Consider the following 21,751-nt stretch of genomic DNA (forward strand, 5'->3'; position numbering starts at 1 on the left):
TTATTGACATTTTATAAACATTTTTTTATACATTAAAAAACCTTATTATAAAAAGTAAAATTATTATTTTATAAACAAAATTAAATTATTATATAATAAAATTATTATTTTTTATTTTTTATTTTTTTTATATTTATTTATTGTTTTTAGTTTTTTTATTTTTATTTAATTCTTTTATTTTTTTTTCTTTTATTCTTTAAATGTTAGATTAATTATTATAATATATATATATTGTAATTTTTTTAGAAATTATGGAAAATATGAGTTTTTTAAGATATTCTTATGATGTAATTGTTATTGGAGGTGGTCATTCGGGAATTGAAGCGTGTTTAGCTTCTTCAAGGTTAGGATGCCGAACTCTTCTTCTTACACAAAGTGTAAAAAATTTAGGTGTTTTATCATGTAATCCTGCTATTGGAGGAATAGGAAAAAGTCATTTAGTAAAAGAAATAGATGCATTAGGTGGTTTTATGGGAATTTTTGCAGATAAATCTGGAATACAATTTAGAATTTTAAATCAAAAAAAAGGACCAGCAGTACGTTCAACAAGAGTTCAGATAGATAGAAATATTTATTCAAAAGTAGTAAAAAAATTTTTATTTTCTCAAAAAAATTTATTTATTTTAGAACAAGAAGTTATTGATTTGATTATAAAAAATGATAAAATTATTGGAGTTTTAACTCTTGAAAATTTAAAATTTTATTCTAAATCTATAGTTTTAACTGCAGGAACTTTTTTAAATGGAAAAATATATATAGGGGACAAATTTTTTAAAGGAGGTAGAATAAATGATAAATCATCAATTCTTCTTTCTAAAAAATTAAAATTTTTACCGTTTAAAATTAAACGATTAAAAACAGGAACTCCTCCCAGAATTTGTAGAAAAAGTATTAATTTTAAAAATTTAGAAAAGCAAAAAGGAGATTATCCTATTTCTTTTTTTTCTTTTTTACATAATAAAAATTTTTCTCCTCTTCAACAAATTTCTTGTTATATTACTTATACAAATATTAAAACACATGATATTATATTTAATAATTTAAACTTAAGTGCAGTATATTCTGGAAAAATTGTTGGAGCAGGTCCACGTTATTGTCCTTCAATAGAAGATAAAGTAAAAAGATTTTCAGATCGATCTCGACATCAAATTTTTTTAGAACCAGAAAGTTTAGAAAATAAAATTATATATCCAAATGGAATTTCTACTAGTTTACCAATAAATATTCAAAAAAAATTTTTAAAAACTATTAAAGGATTTGAAAATTTAAAAATTTTGCAACCAGGATATGCTGTTGAATATGATTATTTTGATCCAAAAGATTTAAATTTAACTTTAGAATCTAAATTTTTTCCAGGATTTTTTTTAGCTGGTCAAATAAATGGTACTACAGGATATGAAGAAGCTGCAGCTCAAGGAATAATATCAGGAATAAATGCTGCATTTTTTGCTTTAGAGAAGCCATATTGGTATCCTCGAAGAGATCAAGCATATATTGGTGTATTAATTGATGATTTATGTACTAAAGGAACAAACGAACCTTATAGAATGTTTACTTCTCGAGCAGAATATAGATTATTACTTCGAGAAGATAATGCTGATTTAAGATTAACTAAAATTGGAAAAGATTTAGGTTTAGTTGATAATTTAAGATGGATTAGATATAATGAAAAATTTGAAAATATTAAAAATGAAAAAGATTTAATTAAATCTATTAAAATAAAACCTAAAACATATTTTTCTGAAAAAATTAATAAATTTTTATTAAATCCTATTAGTTTAAAAACTAATCTTTTAAAAATTTTAAAAAGACCAGAAATAAATATAAAAAAATTAATTAAATTAGGAATTTATAATTCTAAATTATCATATAATGATGAAGCATTAAAACAAATTGAAATTCAAGAAAAATATAAAGGTTATATTAAACGTCAAAAAAAAGAAATTAAAAATCAAATAAAAAATGAAAATAAATTATTATCTATTGATATAGATTTTAATAAAATTAAAGGATTATCTACAGAAGTTATTAAAATATTAAATAATTATCGTCCTTTTTCTATTGGACAAGCTTCTCGAATTTCTGGAATTACTCCTGCTGCAATATCTATATTATTAATATATCTAAAAAAAAAAAATTCTGAAAATAAATAAATTATTGTAAAAAAAATAATATATGATATATATTAAAATTATATTTTTTAATTAATTTTTAATTAAAATTTTTATTTAATATATAAAATATTTTTTATTTTTTTTTATAAATTTATTTTTTATAAAAATTATATTTGTTTAAATATTTTTTATTTTTAAAAATTTTTACAAGGTTAGAATTATAATGTGTTCGAAAATTATGTTTAATCCACAAGAATATATTAGTCATCATTTAAAAAATTTTCAATTAGATTTAAGGACATTAAAATTTTTAAGTATTAATAATAAAAATAATAATTTTTTAATTTTAAATTGTGATTCAATTTTTTTTTCATTTTTTTTAGGTTTAATTTTTTTAATTTTTTTTTATAGTATTTCTAAAAAATTAAGTACAGGAGTTCCTGGAAAATTACAATCTATTGTAGAAATTTCTGTGGATTTTGTAAATAAAAATGTGAAAGATATATTTCCTTATAAAAAAAATTTGTTAATTGCTCCATTAGCTCTAACAATTTTTGTTTGGGTGTTTTTAATGAATCTTATGGATTTGTTTCCAATAGATTTTTTACCTTTTTTTATGCATTATTGTTTTAATATTTCTAATGTTAGAATTGTTCCATCTACTGATTTAAATATTGTTTTTTCTTTATCTTTTGGTGTATTTTTTCTTATTTTATTTTATAATATTTTTTATAAAGGTTTTTTAAATTTTTTAAAAAGTTTATTTTTTCAACCATTTAATCATATTTTCTTTTCTTTTTTTAACTTTTTTTTAGAATTTACTTCTCTTTTATCTAAGCCTATTTCTTTGGGTTTAAGATTATTTGGAAATATGTATGCTGGAGAAATGATTTTTATTTTAATTTCAGCATTTTTACCTTGGTGGATTCAATGGATTTTAGCTGTTCCATGGGCTATTTTTCATATTTTAGTAATTTTTTTACAGGCATTTATTTTTATGATGTTAACTATTGTTTATATTTCTTCAGCAGTTGAAAAGCATTAATAATTTTTTTTATAAAAATTTAGAGGTTTAAATGAATAATATTGATATGAATTTTGTATATCTTGCAGCTGCAATTATGATTGGTTTAGGTTCAATTGGAGCTGCTATTGGTATTGGGGTTCTTGGAGGAAAATTTTTAGAAGGAGCTGCTAGACAACCAGATTCTATACCGATATTAAGATCTCAATTTTTTATTGTAATGGGTTTAGTAGATGCTATTCCAATGATAACGGTAGGTTTAGGTTTATATATGATTTTTGGAATTTCTTAATTTTTTATATTATTAGTTAATATGTAAATTTTTTATAGAAAATATTTTATTTATATATTTTTTTATTTCAATAAATTTTTTATAGATTTAATTTTTTATATTAAGGCAAGTATAATTTTATGAATATCAACGCAACAATTTTTGGTCAATTTATATCTTTTGTTTTTTTTGTTTTATTTTGTATGAAATTTATTTGGCCTCCTATCATTAAAGTTATTAAAAAAAGACAAAAAAAAATATATAATTCAATGCTTTTAGTAAAACATGCAAAAAAAAAATTAATAAAAATTAATAAAAAAATTTCTCAAAATATTAAAAATTCTAAGTTAAAGTCTATAAATTTTATAAAAAAAGCTCATGAAGAGAAAAATCGTATAATAAAAAAATCTATTCAGAAAGCTTTATTTGAAAAAAATAAAATTATAAAAAATGCTCATTTAGAATTGTTAATAAAGTTTAATAAAGAAAAAAGTAAATTAAAAAAAAAATCAGTTTTTTTAATAATTGAAATTGTTAAAAAAATTCTTAATAAAGAATTATCTCAAGATTATTCAAATAAAATGATTGATAAGTTTAAAGTAGATTTTAAAGGTTTTAAATTATGATTTTTTATAAAAATATAATTTATTCTTATTCTAAAGCTATTTTTGATATAGCTTTAAAAGAAAATAAAATAAATCGTTGGGAAAAATTTTTAAAAGTTTTATCATACATTTCTATTCAAAAAAATATAAAAATTATTTTTTCTGAATGTTTAAATGCTAATAAATTATATAAAATTTTTAAATATTTTTTATTTGATTTTACTCTAAATTACCATGAAAAAAATTTTTTAAAAATTATATGTAAGAATAATAGAACTTTTTTATTATTTAAAATTTTTGAAGAATTTCAATTTATTAAAAAAAAACATGAAAATATTATTGATGTTTATTTAAAATCTCCTTATTCATTAACTTTAATTCAAAAAAATAAAATTATTAATATTTTAGAAAAAAATACTTTAAAAAAAATCAATTTTAAAATTTTTATTAAAAAAAAATTAATTGGAGGTTTTATTCTTTCAATTAATGGTTTTGTTATTGATTATACAATAAAAAATTATTTAAAATCTTTAAAAAATTTTATAAACATATAAGAGAAATAAAAAAATGCAGATAAACTCTGTAGAAATTAGCGAAATTATTAAACAAAGAATTTTAGATTTTAAACATAAAAAAAATTTTTATAGTGAAGGAAAAGTTATATCAGTAATGGATGGCATCATTAAAGTTTCTGGATTATATGATGCTATGCAAGGAGAACTTTTAGAAATATCAAAAAATATTTATGCAATTGTTTTAAATTTAGAAAAATATATTGTTGGAGCAGTAATTTTAGGTTCTTTTGAAAATATTCATCAAGGTTCAAAAGTTCGATGTACTGGTCGTATATTAGAAATGCCGGTTGGGAATAAATTTTTAGGAAGAGTAATTAATTCTCTTGGAATTCCAATCGATGGGAAAGGTGAAATTAATAATGATGGATATCTTAAAATAGAAAGTGTTGCTCCTAGAGTAATAGATAGAGAAGTTATAAATGAGCCTATTCAAACAGGATATTTATCTATTGATTCGATGATTCCTATAGGTAAAGGGCAAAGAGAATTAATAATTGGTGATAGACAAACTGGAAAAACTACACTTGCTATTGATACAATTATAAATCAAAAAAAATCTGGTGTAAAATCTATTTATGTTGCAATTGGTCAAAAAATGTCTACAGTTATAAATGTTGTAAATATTTTAGATGAAAATAATGTTTTAGAAAATACAGTTATTATTGTTGCTTCTGCTTCTGATTCTGCTTCATTTCAATATTTATCTCCATATTCTGGTTGTGCTATGGGTGAATATTTTAGAAATAAAGGAGAAGATGCGTTAATTATATATGATGATTTATCTAAGCACGCAATATCATATAGGCAAATTTCTCTTTTATTGAAAAGACCTCCTGGAAGAGAAGCTTATCCTGGAGATATATTTTATTTACATTCAAGATTATTAGAAAGATCATCTAAAGTTAATGAAAAATATATATCAAAAAAAACAAATAATTTAGTAACTAATAAAACTGGTTCTTTAACAGCTTTTCCAATTGTAGAAACTCAATTAGGTGATATTTCTTCTTTTATACCTACAAATATTATTTCTATAACAGATGGTCAGATATTTTTAGAATCAAATTTATTTTATTCAGGAATTCGTCCAGCTGTTAATTCGGGAATATCTGTATCTCGAGTTGGTAGTGCAGCACAAACTCATATTATAAAAAAATTATCTTCTGGTATTCGATCAATATTAGCGCAATATAATGAATTAGAAGCTTTTTCTCAATTTTCTTCAGATTTAGACATAGATACAAAAAATCAATTAGAGTTTGGTAAAAAAATAATAGAATTATTAAAACAAGATCAACATCAACCTTTATCTATTGCTGAACAATCTATTTTTTTATTTTCTATAAATAAAAAAGTATTAGATAATATTAAATTAAAGAATATTTTAATTTTTAAAAAAGATATTATTTCTTTTTCAAAAAAAAATTTTCCTTTTTTAATAAATAAAATAAATAAGAATAAAAAATATACAAAAATTATAAAATTTGAGTTAAAAAATTTAATTAAAAAATTTAAAATAGAAAATTTATAAATATATTATTTTTATTTTTTAAAAAAGGCTTTTATATATGATTAATACTAAAAGTATTAAAAATAAAATTGTTAGTTTTTCTAGTATTAAAAAAATAACTAAAGCAATGGAAATGATTTCTGTAATTAAAATGAAAAAAATAGAAATAAAAAAAAAAAAAACTTTTCCATATTTAAATATTCTTACAAAAATAGTTAAAAATTTAATTTTTTTGTTAAAAATTAAAAAACAAAAAAATATTTTTTTGTTTAATAAAAATCCTAAAAAAGTTGTTATAATTGTTATTTTAACTAGTAAAGGATTATGTGGTAGTTTAAATAGTAATTTGTTTAAATTTCTTCTTCCATATTTAAAAAATTTTTTATTAAAGAAAATTTCTTATAAATTAATAATTTTTGGAAAAAAAGAAATTAATTTTTTAAATAAATTTAAAAAAAATATACAAATTTATAATTTTAATTTTTTTAAAATGTCTTTTTCAAAAGATTTATTTAAGACTTCTAATACATTATTTAAAAATTATAAATTAGGATTTTATGATCAAATTTTTATAGTTTTTAATCAATTTAATAAGAATATGAACTATAAACCTATTTTTAAAAGATTATTTCCTTTAGATTTAAATATTAAAAAAAATATGTTTTTAAAAAATTGGGATTATATTTATGAATCTAGATCTATTGATTTAATAGAAAGCATTTTTTATAAATTTTTTAAAACAACTATATATGATAGTGTATTAGAAAATTTAGTTAGTGAGTATTCTTCAAGAATGATATCTATGAAAAATGCGTCAGAAAATAGCTCTAATTTAATTACTGAGTCTAAAATAATTTATAATAAATCTCGTCAAGATAATATTACTCAAGAATTGACTGAAATAATTTCAGGAGCATCTGTTGTTTAATGGATTAAAAAATATATAGAGGTTTTTTGCATATGTGTGTTGGGAAAATTGTTCAAATTATTGGTTCTGTTATTGATGTAGAATTTTTTCAAAAAAACTTACCAAAAATAAATCATATTTTAAGAACAAAAATTAAAAAAAAATTTCTTATTTTAGAAGTACAACAACATATTGGATCAAATGTTGTTCGAACTATTTCTATGGGTTCTTCAGATGGAATAAAAAGAGGGCAAAAAGTTTATAATTTAAAGCATTCTATTAAAGTTCCCGTTGGAAAATTTACTTTAGGAAGAATAATAAATGTTTTAGGAGAACCTATAGATGATTGTGGTCCGATTTTTAATAAAGAAAATAAAATTCATGAAGAATATTCTGAGATTTATAGATCTCCTCCGTTATTTGAAGAGCAGTCTAAAACTAATCAAATATTAGAAACTGGAATTAAAGTAATTGATTTAATTTGTCCTTTTTCAAAAGGAGGAAAAATAGGTCTTTTTGGAGGGGCAGGAGTTGGAAAAACTGTAAATATGATGGAATTAATTAGAAATATTGCAATAGAACATAAAGGATATTCTGTTTTTACAGGAGTAGGAGAAAGAGTAAGAGAAGGAAATGATTTTTATAATGAAATGAAAGAATCTAACGTTTTAGATAAAGTTTCATTAGTTTATGGACAAATGGATGAACCTCCTGGTAATAGATTTAGAGCAGCTTTTACAGGATTAACTTTAGCTGAAAAATTTAGAGATGAAGGAAAAGATGTTTTGTTTTTTGTAGATAATATATATAGGTATATTTTAGCTGGAACTGAAGTTTCTTCTTTACTTGGTAGAATGCCTTCTGCTGTAGGATATCAACCAACTTTATCACAAGAAATGGGAGTTTTTCAAGAACGTATTGTATCTACAAATAATGGATCAATTACTTCAATACAAGCAGTTTATGTTCCTGCTGATGATTTTACTGATCCGTCTCCTGTTGCAACTTTTTCTCATTTAGATGCAATAATAACATTAAGTAGAAAAATTTCTTCTTTAGGAATATATCCTGCTGTAGATCCATTAAATTCTTCTAGTAATAATTTAAATTCGGTTATTGTGGGAGAAGAGCATTATAATGTTTCTAGAAATGTTCAACTTATTTTACAAAAATATGAAGATTTGAAAGATATTATTTCAATTTTAGGTATGGATGAATTGTCTGAAAAAGATAAATTATTAGTTTCACGAGCAAGAAAAATAGAAAAATTTTTGTCTCAACCTTTTTTTGTAGCAGAAATATTTACTGGAATTTCTGGAAGATATGTTAATTTAAAAGATACTATTTTAGGTTTTAAAGGTATATTGGAAGGACATTATGATGATATACCAGAACAATTTTTTTATATGATTGGTTCTATTGATGAAGTTTTAAATAAATTTAACAAAAAAAATAAAAATTATAAAAAAAGTTAATTTTAAAAAAAATAATTTTTTAAATATATTTTGAGATTTTAATTATGTGTTTTCGTTTAAATATTGTAAGTTTTAAAAGAAGTATTTTTTCTAAAAATGTTAAGAGTGCTAAAATTAAAGGAATTAAAGGTAATTTTAGTATTTATCCTAATCATTCTCCATTATTAACTTTTATTAGATCTGGTTTAATTAGTATATTAAATAATAAAGGAAATAAAGAATATATTTATGTTTCAAAAGGAATTTTTGAAATGAAATCAAAAATTTCAAATATATTAGTTAAATATGCTTTTTTTTTAAAAGACTTAAATAAAAATAAATTAATTAATAAGAAAAATAAAATAGAAGAAAATTATAAAAATATTAAAGATATTAAATTAGATATAAAAATAAATAAAAAATATCAAAATATTTTGAAAAAAATAGAATTTGTTAAGAAAATAAACAAATTTAAATAAAAATTTAATTTATATGAATAATGTATTTAGCGGCTGTTTTTTGTATATTTTTTTAATATATATTTTATGCCGCTAATTATTTTTTTTTAAAAATCTATATTTTCTGCTTTTAATGCATTTTCTTGAATAAATTTTTTTCTAGGTTCTACAGAATCTCCCATTAGAATATTAAATAATTTATTTGCATGTTCAGCATCTTTTATTTTTACTTGAACCATTCTTCTTGTTTTTGGGTTCATTGTTGTTGTCCATAATTGTGATGGATTCATTTCACCTAATCCTTTATATCTTTGTATATAGGTTTTTTTTGTAGATTGTTTCATAATCCATGTTAAAGTTTTTTTTAAACATTTAAATGATATTTTTTTATCATTTTTAATGATACTGGTTTTATTTTTTATAAAAAATTTCATTCTTTTTTGTATAAATTTTATTTTTTTAAAAATATTATTTTTAAAAAATTTATGAGTTAAATGATATTTTTTTATATTTCCATATATTTTTATATATATAAATAAATCAAAATATTTTTTATTGATATTTTTTTTTATTTTATACGAATATTTAGAATTATTTTTTGATTGATAATTTAATTTTTTAATTAAATTTTTTATCCAAATTTTAATTTTTATTTCATTTTTTAAGTTATTTAAAATTTTATTTTTAATTAGTTGAGTAAATATTTTTTTAAATTGTATTGAATATTTTTTTTTGATTAGATTTTTTATTTTAATATATTTATAAATTATTTTTTTAAAATTTTTAAAATCTTTTTCATTAAATTTTTTATTTTTACTTAAAATTTTTATTTCTTGAAGTGCTATTTTTATTTGATATTTTTTCATAGAAAAATGATCTTTAATATATTTTTCTTTTTTTCCTTTTTTAATTTTATAAAGAGGAGGTTGAGCAATATAAATATGTCCTTTTTCAACAATTTCTGGCATATATCTATAAAAAAAAGTTAATAATAAAGTTCTTATATGAGAACCATCTATATCTGCATCTGTCATAATAATAATACTATGATATCTAAGTTTTTTAAAATCATAGTGTTCTTTTCCAATTCCACATCCAAGAGCTGTAATTATTGATGTAACTTCTTGTGAAGATAGCATTTTTTCAAAAGTAGATTTTTCTACATTTAATATTTTTCCTTTTAATGGAAGTATTGCTTGATTTTTTCTATTTCTACCTTGTTTAGCTGATCCTCCAGCTGAATCTCCTTCAACTAAATAAATTTCTGAAAAAATTGGATTTTTTTCTTGACAATCTGCTAATTTTCCAGGTAAACCTGATAACTCTAAAGCGCTTTTTTTTTTTGTTATTTCTCGTGCTCTTTTTGCTGCTTCTCTAGCAGTAGCGGATTCAATGATTTTATTAATAATAATTTTTGTATCATTGGGATTTTCTAATAAAAAATTAAGAAAATGTTCATGTATTAATGATTCTATGACTGGTTTTACTTCAGAAGATACTAATTTTTCTTTTGTTTGAGAAGAAAATTTTGGATCATTAATTTTTACTGAAACAATTGCTATTAAACCTTCTCTAACATCATCTCCTATAATGTTTATTTTATTTTTTTTGTTAAATTTTTCTTTATCTATATAATTGTTTATTGTTCGAGTTAAAGAAGATTTAAATCCAGATAAATGACTTCCTCCTTCTTTTTGAGGAATATTATTTGTATAACAAAGAATAGTTTCTTTAAAAGAATTATTCCATTTCATAGCTAATTCAATTAATATAGATTTTTTTTTTAAAATAAAGTGCAAGGTTTTAGGATGTATAAATTTTTTTTTTTTATTAACATATTTTATAAATTCTTTAATTCCTCCTTGATGATAGTATGTTTTTTTAATATTTTTAATATTATTAATAAGTTTGATAGAAATATTTGGATTTAAAAATGATAATTCTTTTAATCGATGAGAGATTATTTTATGTTTAAATTTTCTAATGTTATTAAAAATTTTATGATTAGGCCAGAATCTTATTTTTGTTCCTGTGTTTTTACTTTTTCCTATAATTGATAATTCACTTTTTTTATTTCCATTAGAATAAAATTGTTGATAAATTTTTTTATTTCTAAATATAACTAATTCTAATTTAGAAGAAAGAGCATTTACAACAGATATTCCTACACCATGTAAACCACCAGAGATTTTGTAAGAGTAATCATCAAATTTTCCTCCAGCATGTAACATTGTTAGAATTACTTCAGATGCAGGTATTCCTTCTTCAGGATGTATATCAATAGGAATTCCTCTTCCATTGTCTTCAACTGAAATTGAATGATCTTTATGTATAGATATTGTTATTTTATTACAATATCCTGCAAGCGCTTCATCAATTGAATTATCTACAACTTCAAAGACCATATGATGAAGCCCTGTTCCATCATCTGTATCTCCTATATACATTCCTGGGCGTCTTTTTACAGCTTCTAAACCTTTTAAAATTTTTATACTAGATGAATTATAATTATTTTGCATTTTTTCTCTTTTTTTTATATATTTTAAAAAATTTATAATAAAGCATTAATATATATTTAAATTTTATATATATATTTAAAGATATAATGGTAATATTATATATTTTAATTCTATTTTTTCTAATACTTCAATTTGTAAATATTGAATATTTTTATCTAAAATTAAATAGATAAAATTATATTTCAAAATATTAAGTACATCTAATAAATAATTTATATTCATGGATAATTTTATTTTTTTTAGATAATTATATTCTATGGGAAATGTATATTTTGCTTGTTCGTCTTGATTATGAGACCAAATTGTACATTTATTTTTATAAAATTTTAAATATATACCTTTTATTTGTTCATGGACTAAAATAGAAACATGAGATAAAGATTTTTTTAAAATTTCTTTATTTATTTTTATTTTATATTTTTTTTCTTTAATTAATATATGATCTAATTTTGGAAATTTATTATTTATTAATTTAGAAGTAAAAATAATGTTTTTTATATGAAATTGAATATTATTTTTATTTAATAAAATTTTTATTAAAATTTTTTCATGAGTAAGTATTTTATTTAGTTCAATAGCTGTTTTTCTTGGTAAGATAATTGAAAATATAGGAAAATTTTCATTTTTTTTTATTTTTTTTTTAAAAATTGCCATTCTGTGTCCGTTTGTTGCAACAGATTTTATATATTTTTTTTTAAAATCTATTAAAATTCCATTTAAATATGATCGAACGTCTTGAGAAGACATTGAAAAATAAATATATTCTAACATATTTTTTAAAATTTTTTGATTTATATAAAATTTTATTTTATATTTTTGTTTTTTAAAATATGGAAATTTTTTTTCTGAAATAGTTAATAAAGAAAATTTGCTTTTTTTAGAAATTATATAGAGTTTTTTTTGAATTAGTTTGATATTTATTAATGATTTTTTAGAAATTATACGAAAAATATTTAATATTTTTTTTCCTGAAACGGTTATTTTTCCAGATACGCAATTATATTGATTAGGAATTTTATAAATTAATTCCATTTCTGTATTAGTTCCGGTTAACAGAATATTAGAATTATTAATTTCAATTAAAATATTTCCTAAAATTTCATTAGTATTATTTTTAGTTAGTAAAGAATTAATTTTTTGTAATGGATTAATTATATTTTTTTGTTCAACAATACATTTCATATTTTTATAAAGATATTTTTTTAAGTAAATAGAAATAATCATCTTTAATTAGAAGATTATTATGGCATATTTTTTTTATTTTTTTACATGCATATATAATAGTGGTATGGCTTTTTTTATTAAATGCTTTACTAATTTCTTTAAGACTTTTTTTAGTTAATTTTCTTGAAATTTTTATAGCTATTTGTCTAGGAATATTTATAGATGTAGATTTTTTTTTTGATAATAAATCTGATATTTTTATATTATAATAATTTGATACTATTTTTTGTATTTTATTTATTGTAATTTTTTTTTTTTTTGCTTTAAATAGATCTTTTAATATTTTTTTTATAAATTTTAAAGTAATAGATTTTTTTTTATAAAAAATAATATTAGCTTGAATTTTATTTATTGCTCCTTCTAATTCTCGAACATTAGAATTTAGTTTTTTTGCTAAAAATAAAATTATTTTATTTTTTAAAATAATTTTTTTTTCTAATAATTTTTTTTTTAAAATTAATATTCGTATTTTTTTTTTTGGATGTTGTATTTGGATACTTAACCCCCAATCTAATCTAGATTTTAATTTATTTTTTATTCCTTTTATTGAAATTGGATAACAATTAGAGGTAAGTACTATTTGTTTTTTTTTTTCTATTAAATCATTAAATGTATGGAAAAATTCTTCTTGTGATCTTTTTTTTTTAGAAAAAAAATGAATGTCATCTATTAATAAAGTATTTGCAGAACGATAATATTTTTTAAATTTTTCAATAGAATTATTTTTTAATGATTTCACCATATTTTGAACAAAATTTTCAGAACTTATATAAATAATTTTTTTATTTTTTTTATTTTTAATTATAAAATTTTTAATTGCGTGTAATAAATGTGTTTTTCCTAAACCTGTTTTTCCATATATAAATAATGGATTATAGAATTTTCCTGGATGTTTTGCTGATAATAAAGCTGCTTTATAAGCTAATTTATTTGATTTTCCTATAATAAAATTTTTAAAATTATATACTTTTTTTTTAATATATTGAATATTTTTTTTTTTATTTTTTTTTTTTTTAATAATTAATTTAAGAAATGGAAGTTTAAAATTATAATAATAATTTAATAATTTTTTTATTTTTTTTAGATATTTTTTTTTTATCCAATTAGAAATAAATTTATTTGAAGTATAAATAATTAATTTAGAATTTTTTATTTTTGGTTGTAATGGTTTTATCCATATGCTAAATTCATTTATTGAAAGTTTTTTTTTAAAATAATTTAAACATTTTTTCCATATTAAAAAAAACATTTTAAAATCTCCTATATTTTATTAAAATATTTTTTTTATTTTTTTTAAAAAAAAATAATAAAATTTTTTAAATATATTTTATAGATTGAAATATAAAATACTGTTAATGTTATAATTTATAATAAAAAAAAATACATGATGTTATTTTATTTTTTTTATGTACAATTTTTAATATGAGTATTAAAATAATAAATTATTTTACATTTTTTTTTCAAATTCATTTATTTTAGGTTTTATAATTATGAAAAGAACTTTTCAACCTTCTGTTTTAAAAAGAAATAGAGTGCATGGGTTTCGATCAAGAATGTCTACAAAAAATGGGCGTCATATTTTGTCTCGTAGACGTTCTAAGAAAAAATATTTTTTAACTATTTCTTCTAAATAAAATTATTTTTATTATGATAAAATTTTTTTTTAAGAAAAAATTTCGTCTTTTAAATTCTATACAGTATAAATATGTTTTTAAAAATCCTTATAAAGTACAATTTAAAAAAATACTTATTTTAGGAAAAAAAAATAAAATGAAATATCCTAGATTAGGAATTTCTATTTCAAAAAAAAATGTTAAAAAATCTGTTGATAGAAATTATATCAAAAGATTAATAAGAGAATTTTTTAGAATATATAGAAATAAATTTTTTATGATGGATTTTATAGTTATTGTGAAAAAAAAAATATATAAAAATAAAAAAAAAATTTTTTTAAATAAATTAAAATATTTATGGTCTAGATATTTTTTTTAATAATATAAAATTAATAAGTAATAAATATTATATTAATTTTTTAAAATTTTAAAGTTAGATTAAAACTTGTATTTTTTAGTCTAATTTTTTTATTTTGTTAAAAAATTAAATTTTTACTTCATAAAAAATAATTTTTTTAAATTATTATATAAAAAACAAATAAAAAGAGAATCAAGATGTATTTTAAACGTAATTTTTTTATTTTTGCTTTATTTTTGATTTCTTTTTTTTTATGGCAAACTTGGAAAAAAGAAAATTTTATAAGAGTAAATAATTTAATTTCAAAAAGTTATGTTAGTTCTATTTATCCTTTTTTAAATAAAAAAAATGATCAAGAAATTATTATTAAAACTGATGTTTTTTTAATTGTTATTGATAAATATAATGGAAATATAAAAATAGCAAATTTATTAAAATATAAAGATAAAAAAAATTCTTTACAAAATTTTAAATTTTTAAAAACTAATTCAAATTTTTTATATCAAGTACGAAATGGTTTTAACAAAATTGACAAAAATAATGAACAAATTTTATTAAAATATCAAACTAAAAAAAATTTTTATAAATTATTACCGAATCATAAAAAATTAATAGTTCCAATGATTTGTACGTTAAAAAATGGAATAAAATATAAAAAAATACTTATTTTTTATAAAGGAAAGTATAATATTAAAATAAAAAATTATATTTATAATTTAACTAAAAAAAATATTCATTTAAATATGTTTGGAGAAATTGTTCAAACAATTAATCCAGTAAAAAACGACATATATGATGATTTAGATAATAATTCTTCACGTTCTTATAGAGGAACTGCATATTCTTCTGATGATGAAAAATTTAAAAAATATGATTTTAATTTAATTAGTTCTAAAAAAAACTTACATAAAACAATTAAATCTGGTTGGATTGCTATGTTGCAAAAATATTTTGCAACAGCTTGGATACCATCAAAAAATTTAGGACCAAATACTATATATACTAAAAATATTGATTCAAAAATAGCTATTATAGGTTATCATACATCAAATTTATTAATACCTCATAATAGTTTAAATTGTATAGAATCTTCTCTTTGGATAGGTCCAGAAATTCAAAAAGAAATGAAGTTAATTGCTCCTAATTTAGATTTAACAGTAGATTATGGATTTTTATGGTTTTTATCTCAACCATTATTTCAATTATTAAATTTTTTATATAAAATTTTTGGAAATTGGGGTTTTTCTATTATTTTAATTACTATTATAATTCGTATTTTTACATATCCTTTAAATAAATCTCAATATATTTCTATGATAAAATTACGATCTTTGCAACCAAAATTAAATTATTTAAAAAATAAATATAAAAACAATAAAACAAAAATGACAGAAAAAATTCTTGCTTTATATAAAAAAGAAAAAATAAGTCCTTTTTCTGGTTTATTTCCTGTTTTTTTTCAAATGCCTATTTTTTTATCTTTGTATTACATGTTAACTAATTCTATCGAATTAAGAGACTCTCCGTTTATTTTTTGGATACAAGATTTATCAAGTTATGATCCATTTTATATACTTCCGATATTAATGGGTATAACTATGTTTTATATTCAAAGATTATCATCTCAAGACATTTTTTCACAAAATAAATGTTATAAAAATTCTATGGATAGTTTACAAGAACAAATTGCATTTGTTGTTCCTATGGCATTTATAATATTTTTTTTATGGTTTCCATCAGGATTAGTACTATATTATATTGTTAATAATTTAATTAGTATAATTCAACAAAAACATATTTATAATAATTTAAAAAAAAATAAAAATTTTTTATAAAATAAATTTTTTAAAAAAATTTATAATAAAAAATAATTTTATTTATATATTATAAATTTATCTTTTAATAAATAATAATAAAAAAAATGTCTGATACAATTATTGCACAAGCTACTCCTCAAGGAATGGGAGGAGTTTATATAGTTCGAATTTCTGGAAAAAAATCTTCTTTTGTTTCAAAGTGTATTTTAGGAAAAATTTTAAAACCTAGATATGCTGTTTATTCAAAATTTTTTGATTTGGATAAAAATATAATTGATCAAGGTATTGGAATTTGGTTTCCTTCTCCAAATTCTTTTACAGGAGAAGACGTTCTTGAATTACAAGGACATGGAAATAATTTTATTTCAAATTTGTTAATTAAAAAAATTTTACAGATTAAAGGTATTAGAATAGCTGATCCTGGAGAATTTTCTAAAAGAGCTTTTTTAAATAAAAAATTAGATTTAATTCAATCAGAATCTATATCTGATTTAATTAATTCAACTTCTGAAGAATTAGTAAAAGCTTCTTTAAGATCGTTAAATGGAGATTTTTCAAATTATATAAATAAAATTATAGATAAAGTTACATATTTAAGATCTATTGTTGAAGCTGAATTAAATTTTTCTGATGAAGATATAAATTTCAATATAGAAAAAAAAATATTTTTAAATATTAGAAAAATTATTTCTTCTTTGAAAAAAGTTTTATTTATTTCTAAAAATAGTTCAATTTTAAATAATGGAGCTAAAGTTGTGATTGCGGGATTTCCAAATGCTGGAAAGTCTAGTTTATTTAATTTATTATCATGTAAAAAATCTTCTATTGTGACAAATTTTAAAGGAACTACGCGTGATTTAATACATAATAAAATTATTTTTAATAAACAATTAATAGAATTAACAGATACTGCAGGAATTAGACAAACTAAAGATAAAATAGAAAAAATTGGAATAAAATTAGCAAAAAATGAAATTAATTTTTCTAATATATTATTATTTTTAATTGATTCAAGTAAAAATAAAAAAAAACAAATACAAAAATTTTTTAAGATTATTAAAAATCTTTCTTCAGAAATTCATATTATTTTGATTTTAAATAAAATTGATTTAATAAATATTAATCCTAAAATAGTTTTTTTAAAAAATATAGAATTAATTTTTTTATCTATAAAAAAAAAAATAGGAATAGAAATTCTATATTCTTGTTTAAGAAAAAAATTAAATAAATTAATATCGATTCCAAAAGAAAATATTTTTTTAGTTAGACAAAGACATATTCAAGAAATTAAATCAACGTTAAAAGAATTAAATAATAGTCAATTAGATTGGAAAAAAAATAAAAATTATGAAATTTTAGCTTATTATTTAAAAAATTCTCAAAATTATTTAAATAAAATAACGGGAGAAGTTAATACAGAGGATATTTTAAACAAAATTTTTTCAAATTTTTGTATTGGAAAATAAAGTATTTTTCATATTTTATAATATTTATTTAAAAAAATATAAAATTGCCCGAAGGCGGAATTGAACCACCGACACGGGGATTTTCAGTCCCCTGCTCTACCAACTGAGCTATTCGGGCTTTTATAAATATAGTAAAACATTAATTGTTGTTATTTGTCAATATTTTTTTAATAAATAAAATATTTTTTTAAAAAAAATAATCTATTTTTTAAATAGGGTTGAAAGTTATAATAATCGTCCATATAATATTATTAGTAAAAAAATTTCTTTGATAAAAATATTTATTTGAAAAAAAAATTAGATTAAATAAAAAAAAAAGGAGAATATAAATAATGAAAATACGTCCCTTACATGATCGTATTATTGTTAAACGTCAAGAAATGGAATCTAAATCTTCTGGTGGAATAGTTTTAACAGGATCAGCAGCAAATAAATCTACGAGAGGAAAAGTTTTAGCAGTTGGAAACGGTAAAGTTTTAGATAATGGAAAAATTAAAAAATTAGATGTTAAAATAAATGATATTGTAATATTTAATGAAGGATATGGAGCTAAAACAGAAAAAATTAATGATGAAGAGGTTTTAATTTTAACTGAAAGTGATGTTTTAGCAATTGTTGAGAAATAATATTTTTTATTATTTTTAAAAAATTATTTAAGGAGAAACTATAAAAATGGCAGCTAAAGAAGTAAAATTTGGTAATGAAGCTCGTACAAAAATGCTTCGTGGTGTTAATATTTTAGCAGATGCTGTAAAAGTGACATTAGGTCCTAAAGGAAGAAATGTTGTTTTAGATAAGTCTTTTGGAGCTCCTAGTATTACAAAAGATGGTGTATCAGTAGCTAGAGAAATTGAATTAGAAGATAAGTTTGAAAATATGGGCGCTCAAATGGTAAAAGAAGTTGCGTCTAAAGCAAATGATGTAGCAGGAGATGGAACAACTACTGCAACTTTGTTAGCTCAGTCTATTGTAAATGAAGGTTTAAAAGCTGTAGCAGCTGGTATGAATCCAATGGATTTAAAAAGAGGGATTGATAAAGCTGTAATACAAGCTGTTAAAGAATTAAAAAGATTATCTGTTCCTTGTTCAGATTCTAAAGCTATAACTCAAGTTGGAACTATTTCTGCAAATGCTGATGAAACAGTCGGTTCTTTGATTTCTGAAGCTATGGAAAAAGTAGGAAATGATGGTGTTATTACAGTAGAAGAAGGTACAGGTTTAGAAGATGAATTAGATGTTGTAAAAGGAATGCAATTTGATAGAGGTTATTTATCTCCATATTTTATCAATAAACCAGAAACTGGTATTGTAGAATTAGATAATCCTTATATATTAATGGCAGATAAAAAAATTTCTAATATTAGAGAATTATTACCAATTTTAGAAGCTATTGCAAAATCTGGTAAACCTTTATTAATTATTTCAGAAGATTTAGAAGGTGAAGCTTTAGCAACTTTAGTTGTAAATTCTATGAGAGGAATTGTAAAAATTGCAGCAGTAAAAGCTCCTGGTTTTGGAGATCGTAGAAAATCTATGTTACAAGATATTTCTATTTTAACAGCTGGAACAGTTATTTCTGAAGAATTAGCTATGGATTTAGAAAAAACAACTTTAGAAGATTTAGGTCAAGCTAAAAAAGTAGTAATTACAAAAGATTCAACAACAATTATTGGTGGATTTGGTCAAAAATCTGAAATACAAAAAAGAATTTTAAATATTCGTCAACAAATTAATGAATCAACTTCAGATTATGATAAAGAAAAATTAAATGAAAGATTAGCAAAATTATCTGGCGGAGTTGCTGTTTTAAAAGTTGGAGCAGCTACAGAAGTAGAAATGAAAGAAAAAAAAGCACGTGTAGAAGATGCTTTACATGCAACTCGTGCAGCTGTAGAAGAAGGTGTAGTAGCTGGTGGTGGAGTAGCTTTAGTACGTGTTGCAGCAAAAATTTCTAATATGACTGGTCAAAATGAAGACCAAAATGTAGGAATTAGAGTTGCTTTAAGATCTATGGAAGCTCCTTTACGTCAGATTGTTGCTAATTCTGGTGAAGAACCGTCTGTGGTAACAAATAATGTAAAAGATGGCAAAGGAAATTATGGATATAATGCAGCAACTGATGAATATGGAGATATGATTAAATTTGGTATTTTAGATCCAACTAAAGTAACAAGATCAGCTCTTCAATACGCAGGTTCTGTAGCAGGTTTAATGATTACTACAGAATGTATGGTTACTGATTCTCCTAAAGAAGATAAATCTTCTGATATGCCTTCTCCATCTGCTAATGGAATGGGTGGAATGGGTGGAATGATGTAATTTATTTAAATTTTAGATAAATTTTTAACTATAAAAAATTTTTAATAATTTTAAAATATTTTAATTTATTTTCCCTTTGATGTAATAATTTTACATTAGGGGAAAATAAAAAATTATTTAATATTAATTAATATATTTAAAAACATACTTGTAATAAAAAAAATGACACGATCATATTCTATACATTCTTTTAAACCTGGTTTAAAAGTTTTGATTTTTAATAAACCATGTATAATTCAAAGTAGTAAATTTGTAAAACCTGGTAAAGGTCAAGCTTTTTCTCGAGTAAAATTTAAAAATATTTTATCTGGTAAAATAGTTGAAACGACATTTAAATCTACTGATGTTTTAAAAATAGCCGATGTTCAAGATATTAAAGTTATATATTTATATAATGATAGTATTTTTTGGTATTTTATAGATATTAAAAGTTTTGAAGAAATAATTGTTTCTAAAGAAATTGTTAAATTAAAAAGTTTTTGGTTAATTCCTCAATGTAAATGTTATTTAACTATGTGGAAAAAAAATGTTATTTCTATTTATGTAAATAATTTTATTAATTTAAAAGTTATTAAAACAACTTCTTCTATTAAAAAACAATCTATTAATAATAGAATGAAAAAAGCTATATTATGTACAGGTGTATCTATTCAAGTTCCTTATTTTATAAATATTAATGATATAATTAAAGTAGATACAAGAAATAAAAAATATATTTCTAGAATTTAAAAATTTTTTAAGAAATTATTTATTTTTTATTCTGTAATATTAGAACGATAACTTTTCCAATTAAAATTTAACCATGAACTATTTCCTAATTTTAAACGATCAATAATTCTTTCCCCTAATAGTTTATATAAATTATTGTAATTTAGGTTAGATAAAATTCCTGTAGATTTTTTAGATGATGAACGTCTATCTATAATTTGATGCATTATTATTTTTTCATATTGAGATTTTTGTTGTATTCCAATTTCATCAATAATTAATAGATCTATTTTTATAAGTTTATTAATCAAGCAAGATTCAGTAAGAGTATTATTTTTATTAAATGTTTTTTTTATTTCAGACATTAATTCAGCAATTGTTATAATAAGTATTTTTTTTTTATTGAGTATTAAATATTTTCCTATTGCTGTAGCTAAATGATTTTTTCCAGTGCCAGGAGATCCAGAAAAAATAAAATTTGAAAATTTTTTATTAAAGTTTTTAGCATATTTTTTAGAAAAATTTAAAACTTTTTTTTGTCCTATATTATAAATATTATAATTTTTAAATGTACAGTTAATATAAAGTTTTTTAATTCCTGAATTTTTTAATATTTTTTTAATTTTTTTTTTGTTATTTTTTTTTTGAATAGATTGAGACGATAATAACCCTTTTTTTTGATTCCAATTTAATAAATCTTTTTCATTTTTAAATTTTGGTTTAATATGTGTTGGTATAATAGATTTCATGCGTTTTATTAATTTTATATAATTGTTCATAAATGAAAATCCTTAGTTATAATTTTTTAT

General features: G+C 19.9%; 20 protein-coding genes and 1 tRNA gene. 16 read left to right on the plus strand and 5 right to left on the minus strand.

Features of this window, described 5'->3' with window-relative positions:
• The first annotated feature begins 260 nt into the window (after positions 1 to 260).
• The 9 genes from mnmG to atpC all read left to right on the plus strand — a co-directional run bounded on the left by mnmG (position 261) and on the right by atpC (position 8,939).
• Complete coding sequence (mnmG, locus tag AB4W45_RS00005; protein ID WP_367671525.1) at positions 261 to 2,153, plus strand: tRNA uridine-5-carboxymethylaminomethyl(34) synthesis enzyme MnmG; 1,893 nt, start codon at positions 261 to 263, stop codon at positions 2,151 to 2,153.
• A 184-nt stretch (positions 2,154 to 2,337) separates the two neighbouring features.
• Positions 2,338 to 3,159 carry a F0F1 ATP synthase subunit A gene (atpB, locus tag AB4W45_RS00010; protein ID WP_367671241.1) on the plus strand — a complete coding sequence of 274 codons (822 nt, stop codon included), beginning with the start codon at positions 2,338 to 2,340 and terminating at the stop codon, positions 3,157 to 3,159.
• Positions 3,160 to 3,190: 31 nt separating this feature from the next.
• Complete coding sequence (atpE, locus tag AB4W45_RS00015; RefSeq protein WP_367671243.1) at positions 3,191 to 3,430, plus strand: F0F1 ATP synthase subunit C; 240 nt, start codon at positions 3,191 to 3,193, stop codon at positions 3,428 to 3,430.
• A 119-nt stretch (positions 3,431 to 3,549) separates the two neighbouring features.
• Positions 3,550 to 4,035 carry a F0F1 ATP synthase subunit B gene (locus AB4W45_RS00020; protein ID WP_367671245.1) on the plus strand — a complete coding sequence of 162 codons (486 nt, stop codon included), beginning with the start codon at positions 3,550 to 3,552 and terminating at the stop codon, positions 4,033 to 4,035.
• Complete coding sequence (gene atpH / locus AB4W45_RS00025) at positions 4,032 to 4,568, plus strand: ATP synthase F1 subunit delta (protein ID WP_367671247.1); 537 nt, start codon at positions 4,032 to 4,034, stop codon at positions 4,566 to 4,568. The genes AB4W45_RS00020 and atpH overlap by 4 nt, the downstream gene beginning before the upstream one ends.
• Positions 4,569 to 4,581: 13 nt before the next feature.
• Complete coding sequence (gene atpA / locus AB4W45_RS00030; protein ID WP_367671248.1) at positions 4,582 to 6,120, plus strand: F0F1 ATP synthase subunit alpha; 1,539 nt, start codon at positions 4,582 to 4,584, stop codon at positions 6,118 to 6,120.
• Positions 6,121 to 6,157: 37 nt separating this feature from the next.
• Complete coding sequence (gene atpG, locus AB4W45_RS00035) at positions 6,158 to 7,027, plus strand: ATP synthase F1 subunit gamma (RefSeq protein WP_367671249.1); 870 nt, start codon at positions 6,158 to 6,160, stop codon at positions 7,025 to 7,027.
• A gap of 32 nt (positions 7,028 to 7,059) precedes the next feature.
• Positions 7,060 to 8,481 (plus strand): F0F1 ATP synthase subunit beta, encoded by a 1,422-nt coding sequence (atpD, locus tag AB4W45_RS00040; protein ID WP_367671251.1) that lies wholly within the window; start codon positions 7,060 to 7,062, stop codon positions 8,479 to 8,481.
• Between the two features lie 44 nt (positions 8,482 to 8,525).
• Positions 8,526 to 8,939 (plus strand): ATP synthase F1 subunit epsilon, encoded by a 414-nt coding sequence (gene atpC, locus AB4W45_RS00045; protein ID WP_367671253.1) that lies wholly within the window; start codon positions 8,526 to 8,528, stop codon positions 8,937 to 8,939.
• Between the two features lie 86 nt (positions 8,940 to 9,025).
• On the opposite strand, the gene gyrB is transcribed toward atpC, so the two are convergent.
• The 3 genes from gyrB to dnaA form a co-directional block, all read right to left on the minus strand.
• Positions 9,026 to 11,437 (minus strand): DNA topoisomerase (ATP-hydrolyzing) subunit B, encoded by a 2,412-nt coding sequence (gyrB, locus tag AB4W45_RS00050; protein WP_367671254.1) that lies wholly within the window; start codon positions 11,435 to 11,437, stop codon positions 9,026 to 9,028.
• Positions 11,438 to 11,512: 75 nt separating this feature from the next.
• Complete coding sequence (gene dnaN, locus AB4W45_RS00055; RefSeq protein ID WP_367671256.1) at positions 11,513 to 12,619, minus strand: DNA polymerase III subunit beta; 1,107 nt, start codon at positions 12,617 to 12,619, stop codon at positions 11,513 to 11,515.
• 4 nt (positions 12,620 to 12,623) lie between these two features.
• Entirely contained in the window at positions 12,624 to 13,910 is a 1,287-nt protein-coding gene (dnaA, locus tag AB4W45_RS00060) for a chromosomal replication initiator protein DnaA (protein ID WP_367671258.1), read from the minus strand.
• A gap of 241 nt (positions 13,911 to 14,151) precedes the next feature.
• Between dnaA and rpmH the strand changes: the two genes are divergently transcribed.
• The 4 genes from rpmH (at position 14,152) to mnmE (ending at position 17,915) form a co-directional block, all read left to right on the plus strand.
• Complete coding sequence (gene rpmH, locus AB4W45_RS00065; RefSeq protein ID WP_343183559.1) at positions 14,152 to 14,295, plus strand: 50S ribosomal protein L34; 144 nt, start codon at positions 14,152 to 14,154, stop codon at positions 14,293 to 14,295.
• Between the two features lie 13 nt (positions 14,296 to 14,308).
• Complete coding sequence (rnpA, locus tag AB4W45_RS00070) at positions 14,309 to 14,653, plus strand: ribonuclease P protein component (protein WP_367671261.1); 345 nt, start codon at positions 14,309 to 14,311, stop codon at positions 14,651 to 14,653.
• 176 nt (positions 14,654 to 14,829) lie between these two features.
• Positions 14,830 to 16,467, plus strand: a complete 1,638-nt coding sequence (gene yidC, locus AB4W45_RS00075; protein WP_367671263.1) for a membrane protein insertase YidC — start codon at positions 14,830 to 14,832, stop codon at positions 16,465 to 16,467.
• An 86-nt stretch (positions 16,468 to 16,553) separates the two neighbouring features.
• Positions 16,554 to 17,915: a tRNA uridine-5-carboxymethylaminomethyl(34) synthesis GTPase MnmE gene (mnmE, locus tag AB4W45_RS00080; protein WP_367671265.1), complete on the plus strand. Its 1,362-nt coding sequence runs from the start codon at positions 16,554 to 16,556 to the stop codon at positions 17,913 to 17,915.
• A gap of 45 nt (positions 17,916 to 17,960) precedes the next feature.
• Here mnmE and AB4W45_RS00085 read toward each other — a convergent pair.
• A tRNA-Phe gene (locus AB4W45_RS00085) sits at positions 17,961 to 18,033 on the minus strand.
• Positions 18,034 to 18,247: 214 nt separating this feature from the next.
• On the opposite strand from AB4W45_RS00085, the gene AB4W45_RS00090 reads away from it, so the two are divergent.
• The 3 genes from AB4W45_RS00090 to efp all read left to right on the plus strand — a co-directional run bounded on the left by AB4W45_RS00090 (position 18,248) and on the right by efp (position 20,963).
• Positions 18,248 to 18,541 carry a co-chaperone GroES gene (locus AB4W45_RS00090; protein WP_367671267.1) on the plus strand — a complete coding sequence of 98 codons (294 nt, stop codon included), beginning with the start codon at positions 18,248 to 18,250 and terminating at the stop codon, positions 18,539 to 18,541.
• A 46-nt stretch (positions 18,542 to 18,587) separates the two neighbouring features.
• Positions 18,588 to 20,234, plus strand: a complete 1,647-nt coding sequence (gene groL / locus AB4W45_RS00095; RefSeq protein WP_367671269.1) for a chaperonin GroEL — start codon at positions 18,588 to 18,590, stop codon at positions 20,232 to 20,234.
• Positions 20,235 to 20,396: 162 nt separating this feature from the next.
• On the plus strand, positions 20,397 to 20,963 hold the full coding sequence (gene efp, locus AB4W45_RS00100; protein WP_367671270.1) for an elongation factor P: 567 nt from the start codon (positions 20,397 to 20,399) through the stop codon (positions 20,961 to 20,963).
• 26 nt (positions 20,964 to 20,989) lie between these two features.
• On the opposite strand, the gene AB4W45_RS00105 is transcribed toward efp, so the two are convergent.
• Complete coding sequence (locus AB4W45_RS00105) at positions 20,990 to 21,721, minus strand: ATP-binding protein (protein WP_367671271.1); 732 nt, start codon at positions 21,719 to 21,721, stop codon at positions 20,990 to 20,992.
• Between the last annotated feature and the right edge of the window lie 30 nt (positions 21,722 to 21,751).

The organism is Buchnera aphidicola (Periphyllus testudinaceus), from assembly GCF_964059035.1.
Classification (GTDB): Bacteria; Pseudomonadota; Gammaproteobacteria; order Enterobacterales; family Enterobacteriaceae; genus Buchnera_J; species Buchnera_J aphidicola_BN.

Bases quoted from the DNA above. Each gene is read 5' to 3' on its own strand.
- mnmG (WP_367671525.1), top strand. From the start codon at position 261: ATGAGTTTTTTAAGATATTCTTATGATGTAATTGTTATTGGAGGTGGT.
- atpB (WP_367671241.1), top strand. From the start codon at position 2,338: ATGTGTTCGAAAATTATGTTTAATCCACAAGAATATATTAGTCATCAT.
- atpE (WP_367671243.1), top strand. From the start codon at position 3,191: ATGAATAATATTGATATGAATTTTGTATATCTTGCAGCTGCAATTATG.
- AB4W45_RS00020 (WP_367671245.1), top strand. From the start codon at position 3,550: ATGAATATCAACGCAACAATTTTTGGTCAATTTATATCTTTTGTTTTT.
- atpH (WP_367671247.1), top strand. From the start codon at position 4,032: ATGATTTTTTATAAAAATATAATTTATTCTTATTCTAAAGCTATTTTT.
- atpA (WP_367671248.1), top strand. From the start codon at position 4,582: ATGCAGATAAACTCTGTAGAAATTAGCGAAATTATTAAACAAAGAATT.
- atpG (WP_367671249.1), top strand. From the start codon at position 6,158: ATGATTAATACTAAAAGTATTAAAAATAAAATTGTTAGTTTTTCTAGT.
- atpD (WP_367671251.1), top strand. From the start codon at position 7,060: ATGTGTGTTGGGAAAATTGTTCAAATTATTGGTTCTGTTATTGATGTA.
- atpC (WP_367671253.1), top strand. From the start codon at position 8,526: ATGTGTTTTCGTTTAAATATTGTAAGTTTTAAAAGAAGTATTTTTTCT.
- gyrB (WP_367671254.1), bottom strand. From the start codon at position 11,437: ATGCAAAATAATTATAATTCATCTAGTATAAAAATTTTAAAAGGTTTA.
- dnaN (WP_367671256.1), bottom strand. From the start codon at position 12,619: ATGAAATGTATTGTTGAACAAAAAAATATAATTAATCCATTACAAAAA.
- dnaA (WP_367671258.1), bottom strand. From the start codon at position 13,910: ATGTTTTTTTTAATATGGAAAAAATGTTTAAATTATTTTAAAAAAAAA.
- rpmH (WP_343183559.1), top strand. From the start codon at position 14,152: ATGAAAAGAACTTTTCAACCTTCTGTTTTAAAAAGAAATAGAGTGCAT.
- rnpA (WP_367671261.1), top strand. From the start codon at position 14,309: ATGATAAAATTTTTTTTTAAGAAAAAATTTCGTCTTTTAAATTCTATA.
- yidC (WP_367671263.1), top strand. From the start codon at position 14,830: ATGTATTTTAAACGTAATTTTTTTATTTTTGCTTTATTTTTGATTTCT.
- mnmE (WP_367671265.1), top strand. From the start codon at position 16,554: ATGTCTGATACAATTATTGCACAAGCTACTCCTCAAGGAATGGGAGGA.
- AB4W45_RS00090 (WP_367671267.1), top strand. From the start codon at position 18,248: ATGAAAATACGTCCCTTACATGATCGTATTATTGTTAAACGTCAAGAA.
- groL (WP_367671269.1), top strand. From the start codon at position 18,588: ATGGCAGCTAAAGAAGTAAAATTTGGTAATGAAGCTCGTACAAAAATG.
- efp (WP_367671270.1), top strand. From the start codon at position 20,397: ATGACACGATCATATTCTATACATTCTTTTAAACCTGGTTTAAAAGTT.
- AB4W45_RS00105 (WP_367671271.1), bottom strand. From the start codon at position 21,721: ATGAACAATTATATAAAATTAATAAAACGCATGAAATCTATTATACCA.